The organism is Streptomyces sp. PU-14G, from assembly GCF_041028275.1.
GTDB lineage: Bacteria > Actinomycetota > Actinomycetes > Streptomycetales > Streptomycetaceae > Streptomyces.
Map to the genome: position 1 here is coordinate 1 of NZ_JASKYT010000478.1, position 4552 is coordinate 4552.

5 protein-coding genes are annotated in these 4552 nt (G+C 71.7%); 3 read left to right on the forward strand and 2 right to left on the reverse strand.

Going from position 1 to position 4552, the window contains the following annotated elements:
* Positions 1–64 precede the first annotated feature (64 nt).
* Both AB8Z75_RS31835 and AB8Z75_RS31840 read left to right on the forward strand, forming a co-directional pair.
* Positions 65–1492, forward strand: coding sequence for an amidohydrolase family protein (locus AB8Z75_RS31835; protein ID WP_369208116.1), 1428 nt, complete (start codon positions 65–67; stop codon positions 1490–1492).
* A complete protein-coding gene (locus AB8Z75_RS31840) occupies positions 1479–2513 on the forward strand; it encodes a GTP-binding protein (protein ID WP_369208108.1) in 1035 nt (344 codons plus the stop codon). Before AB8Z75_RS31835 ends, AB8Z75_RS31840 begins: the two co-directional genes overlap by 14 nt.
* Positions 2514–2641: 128 nt before the next feature.
* Here the strand turns inward: AB8Z75_RS31840 and AB8Z75_RS31845 are convergent, their stop codons facing one another.
* Both AB8Z75_RS31845 and AB8Z75_RS31850 read right to left on the reverse strand, forming a co-directional pair.
* Complete coding sequence (locus AB8Z75_RS31845; protein WP_369208110.1) at positions 2642–3040, reverse strand: hypothetical protein; 399 nt, start codon at positions 3038–3040, stop codon at positions 2642–2644.
* Between the two features lie 383 nt (positions 3041–3423).
* Positions 3424–3915 (reverse strand): FBP domain-containing protein, encoded by a 492-nt coding sequence (locus AB8Z75_RS31850; RefSeq protein WP_369208112.1) that lies wholly within the window; start codon positions 3913–3915, stop codon positions 3424–3426.
* 68 nt (positions 3916–3983) lie between these two features.
* Here AB8Z75_RS31850 and AB8Z75_RS31855 point away from each other — a divergent pair.
* Positions 3984–4552 (forward strand): TetR/AcrR family transcriptional regulator (locus AB8Z75_RS31855; RefSeq protein WP_369208114.1); only part of this gene is annotated, 569 nt, incomplete at its 3' end.

Below are 4552 nucleotides of genomic sequence, written 5' to 3' on the forward strand. Positions count from 1 at the left end.
TCCCCACCCCGAGCCCGAGGCCCGGCAGGCGCCCGGGCCCCTCGCCGACCGCTGCGACCTGCTACTGACCGGCGGCGTCGTCGTCACCGTCGACGAGCGGTACACCGTTTACGACCCCGGCGCCGTGGCCGTCACCGGCGACCGGATCACCGCCGTCGGCCCGGCCGGCGACCTGTCCGCACTGCGGGCGCGCACCGTCCTCGACTGCCGGGGGCAGGCCGTCATCCCGGGGTTCGTCGACGGCCACACCCACCTCTACCAGGCGCTCGCGCGCGGGCTCGGCGAAGGCATGTCCATCGTGCCGTGGCTGTGCGACTTCATGTGGCCGTACTCGATCGCCGTCACCGGGCAGGACGCCGTGGCAGGCGTCAGGCTCGCCGCCGCGGAGGCGCTGCGCGCCGGCATCACCACCGTCGTCGACCACCACTACGCGCCCACCGACCTCGACACCACCCTCGCCGTCGCCCGGACCCTCGAAGAGGCCGGGCTGCGCGGCGCGGTGGCCCGCGGCATCGTCGGTGAGCGCACCGAGGTGGCCGCCAGACGCGGCCAGCCCGAAGCCCTCTTCCGCTACTCCGCCCGGGAGGAACTCGACCTCACTCGGCAGGCAGTGCACGCCCGCCCGCCGGGCTCACGCATCGAGGTGTGGCCGGCGCCTCTCAACCTCACGTACGTCGACCAGGAACTGGTGCGCGCCTCCGTGGGGCTGGCCCGCGAGCTGGGCACCCGCTGGCACACCCACTGCTGCGAATCCGGTGCCGATCCGCGCGGCTACACGGAGGCCTATGGCGTGCGCCCGCTTCAGTGGCTCGCCAGGGAAGGGCTGCTCGACGCACGGGCCACGCTGGCGCACGCCGTGTGGCTGGACGACGAGGAGATCGCACAGGCGGGCGCGGCGGGTGCGGCAGTGGCCCACAACCCCGTCTCCAACGGTTACCTGGCCTCGGGCACCCTCAGGCTGCCCGAACTGCGCGACGCGGGCGTCCTGATGGCGCTGGGCACCGACGGGCCCAGCTGCGGACACCGGCAGGACATGTTCGAGTGCATGAAACAGGCCGTCCTCGCGCAGCGGCTGCACACCCTCGACCCCCAGGTCGTCACCGCCCGGGAGGCGCTGGCGATGGCCACCAGGGAAGGCGCCCGCTACGCGGGCGTCGACGCGGGCTCGCTCGTCGCGGGCCGCCTCGCCGACCTGGCCGTCGTCGACCTGACCGCGCCTCACCTGCGACCGCTGCACGACGTCGTGAGCACTCTCGTGTACGCGGCCCGCGCCGGGGACGTGACCACCACCGTCGTCGGAGGCCGGATCGTCCACCGGGACGGGCGCTGCCTGAACGTGGACGAGCGAGCCGCCGCAGCGGAGGCACAGGAGCGGGCCGACGCACTGCTGCGGCGGGCCGGCATCGACCTGCCTTCCCGCTCCGCGCACGACCGCGCAGCCACCCCACCGCCCACCCACCCCTCCAGGGAGAGCGCCGATGACACACCATGACAGGGAAGATGCAAAGATCCCGGTAACCGTGCTGACCGGCTTCCTGGGAGCCGGCAAGACCACGCTCGTCAACCACATCCTGACCGCGCGGCACGGGCAGCGCATCGCAGTGGTGGAGAACGAGTTCGGTGACATCCCGGTCGACAACGACCTCGTCGTGGAAACGGACGAGGAGATCGTGGAGATGGCCAACGGCTGCTGCCTGTGCTGCACCGCGCGCACCGACCTCATCGACATCCTGAACCGGCTGAGCGAGCGGGAACACCTCGACCGCGTCCTCATCGAGACCAGCGGTATGGCCGACCCCAACCCCATCGCCCAGACGTTCTTCGTGGACGAGGAGGTCGCCTCCCGGTTCCGGCTCGACGCGGTCGTCACCCTGGTGGACGCCGGGCACGTGACCCCTCACCTCGACGCCTGGGACGCGGGCGAGCACCACGCCGGCGCCGGCCGCCAGGTGGCCGACCAGATCGCCGTCGCCGACCGCGTCGTGGTCAACAAGACCGACCTGGTGGAGACGGCGGAGCTCGACACGCTCCTGGCGCGTCTGCGCGGAATCAACGCCACCGCCGGACTCGTCACCTCCTGCCACTCCGAGGTCGACCTGGACGCCGTCCTCGGCGTCGGCGCCTTCGACCTCGACCGCACCGCCCAGGCCGACCAACGCTGGCTCACCGAGGACGACGGCCGGCACTGGCACGACCCCGGGATCGGCTCGGTCAGCGTGGAGGTCCCCGCGGAGCTGGACCGCGCGGTGCTGGAGGACTGGCTGGGGGACCTGGCGGCCGAACGCGGCGCGGACCTCTACCGGCTCAAGGGCATCGTGGCCCTCGCCGGTGAGGAGTGCCGCTACGTACTGCAGGGCGTCCACCGGCTCCACGAACTGCGCCGGGGAGCGCCATGGGGCGCCGTCGAACCGCGCCGCAGCCGCGCGGTGTTCATCGGGCGCGGCCTCAACGACGCCGAACTGACCGCGGGCCTCCGTGCGTGCGCCGCGCCCCGGGTCGCCACCGAAGCCTGACGCGCCGGGACGGCCCGTGACGCCGCCGCGATGCCGAGCAACGAGGTCGCGGCGGCCGGCGCCTCGCGCAAGATCGCCGGCTCGCCTGAGGGCGGCGCCGGCGGAAGGGCGCCGCGGACGCTCGCCGGTCAGAACCGCTCGATCTCCTGCCCCTCGGGGCTCTCGTGACAGGCGGACGCCACATGCACGAGCAGCTTCGGCGGTCCTTCCCCGGTTCCCTTCCGCTGGTCCCAGAGCTCGACGTTCAGGGCGAACTTCCTGCCGGGGTGCTCCGCCGACAGTTCGAGGGTCCTCGCGTGGCTGCTGTTGCGCCCGTACGCGTGGATCTGCCATCCGCGACCCGGGAGGCGCTCGGTGAGGCGGGTCATGGCCTCGCGCAGCTCCTCGTTGCGCTGTCCGGCGACGCTCCAGGTGTGGACCACCGTGAAAAAGCGGTCTCTGTCTCGGCCCTCGCACGTGCGGACGCCGGGACCCGTTCTCGACACCTCACCGTGCACCGCGATGACGTCGAATACCTGGCTGGACACCTTCTTCGTCTCGTCGTTGACCGTTTCGAGGCTCCGCGTCCCCGCATGAGCGGTGTCCGATGACAGCGGCGGGCCGCCCATCCCGCACCCCGCGAGTGCGACGACCCTCCATGCGACCAGGATGGTGCCCGTCCAGCATCCAGTCTGCCCACCCACACGCCGGACCGCTGCGGACACGGGACCCGACACCCTTGTCCGCTGCTGCCGCCCGCCTGCCCGCCCCAGGACGCAGTCCGTCCCCTCTGGGAAAAGCAGTCCGCACCCTCCTGGAGAAAGACGGTAGCCGTGCGCGGGAACGGCTGCCTGAGTACGCCTACTCAGGTGACCGTGTCATCGGCCCGGTCCGGGACGGTGGGGACGCGACGGCGACGGGCGGTCCGTAGTCACGAGACCACCTTGGTGAGGAACGCGGCGACGTTCTCCTCGACCCGCTGGATCTTCTCCTCCAGGGTGAGCGACTCGTGTATCCGGGCGCCGCCCGCCGGGTCCTTGCGACCGCGCACGTACAGCGAACATTCCAGGTCGCTGCATATGTAGGTACCGACCGAGTTGCCCTGCTGCCCGGCTTTGCCCGCCTTCGGCGCGACCATCAAAGAGACGCCCCCGGTGTGCGGGGTCAGGCACATCGAGCACATGCCGCGCCGCGCCTGCCACGGGGCGGGAGCCGGGCTGCGCAGCGCGACGGCTCGCGGGCGGCCGTCGAGCTCGATGGCGAGGTACGCACGGTCGGGGGCCCGGGGGTCCCGCCAGCCCAGGAAGTCGAGCTCGCCCCAGGGGCGATCGGCGAGGTCGCGGGGGACCGCCAGACGCTTCGCCGCGCCCTTGGTGCAGTTCACGAATGCGGCACGGATCTCTGGTTCGGTCAGCGGCTTCATGAGTGGTACCGTAATTTACCTAAAAGGGTTAGGCAATTTCTTAAGGGTTTCAGGTAGTGGTGGAGGGTATGGCGCGAGCCGGACTGAGTGCGCGACGGCTGATCCAGGCAGGAGCCGAGCTGGCGGACGAGGTCGGATTCGACCAGGTCACCGTCTCGGCGCTCGCCAGGCGGTTCGACGTCAAGGTCGCGAGCCTGTACTCGCACCTGAAGAACTCCCACGACCTCAAGAGAGGGATCGCCCTGCTCGCTCTGGAGGAACTGGCCGAGCGTGCCGCCGACGCGCTGGCCGGGCGAGCGGGCAGAGACGCTCTGGCGGCCTTCGCGAACGCCTACCGCGACTACGCCCGCGCACACCCCGGCCGATACGCCGCCACACGGTTCCCCCTCGACCCCCAGACCGCCGCCGCGAGCGCCGGAGGCAGACACGCCCAGATGACACGCGCGATCCTGCGCGGCTACGACCTGCCGGAACCGGACCAGACGCACGCCGTCCGGCTGCTCGGCAGCGTCTTCCACGGTTTCGTCAGCCTGGAGGCGTCCGGAGGCTTCAGCCACAGCGCCCCCGACTCACAGGAGAGCTGGACATGGGTCGTCGACCACCTCGACGCCCTGTTGCGGAGCCTGCACACCCCCGA